1 protein-coding gene is annotated in these 707 nt (G+C 62.4%); it reads right to left on the bottom strand.

Annotation, left to right across the window (positions count from 1 at the left end):
- A partial coding sequence (locus NS334_RS17080; protein WP_058757011.1) for a terminase small subunit occupies positions 1-597 on the bottom strand: 597 nt, incomplete at its 3' end.
- Positions 598-707 lie beyond the last annotated feature (110 nt).

Below are 707 nucleotides of genomic sequence, written 5' to 3'. Positions count from 1 at the left end.
CTCCCAGGCCTTGGCGCGATCCTCCATTTGGATCTCAAGACCATCCTTGGTGTGCTTCGCTCCTCGGTAAAGGACCTTCGCTGGACCAGTCAGCTTCCGGCTATCCATAGCGTGCATGCGGCCAACGCCCTCGCCGAAGCACTCTGGACAATCGGCATTGGGGTCGCGCTTGGCGTCGAAGCCGAGGCCTCCGTGGTCGTCCAACGAGACGATGTGCTCGCGATCCCCCTTGTAGGGCTTCTCAGGTGTCGCCGTAGCCTGAGCCCGCGATTGCTCAGCAGCTGTGAATTGGTAGCGGTGGCCGTCGCCCCAGCAGTACCTGCAGCACCCCCGGCGATACTGGACGACCTCGTTGGGGTCAGCCGTCCCGACCCGATGCCAGAAGCGCAGGACGTCATCGGCGGTGATGTTGGTCCGCTCAGAGCGAGCCTTCTGCGCCGCAGATATCGCTTCTGCAACACTAGCATTTGCTAACAGCCGAGCGCCCTGCTCGTTGGCAGTGGCCTTGCTGTACCCCGCGCGGATCGCGGCCTGCGTAGCGTTCAGGTCAACGAGGTATTCTTCCGCGAACCGGGCTTGCTTATCGGTAAGGGCCATGGCGCCTAGCGCCTTCAGCGCCCGTGCGAGATCTGGACTAAAGCTGATTGAAGGATCAGCCTGAGCGGTGACGACGCGTTAGGCGGAAAGCCAACGCTTCTCGGAACAGC

It is taken from the genome of Sphingomonas endophytica, from assembly GCF_001476895.1.
Taxonomy (GTDB): Bacteria; Pseudomonadota; Alphaproteobacteria; order Sphingomonadales; family Sphingomonadaceae; genus Sphingomonas; species Sphingomonas endophytica_A.
This window is presented reverse-complemented; position numbering and strand designations above follow the sequence as displayed.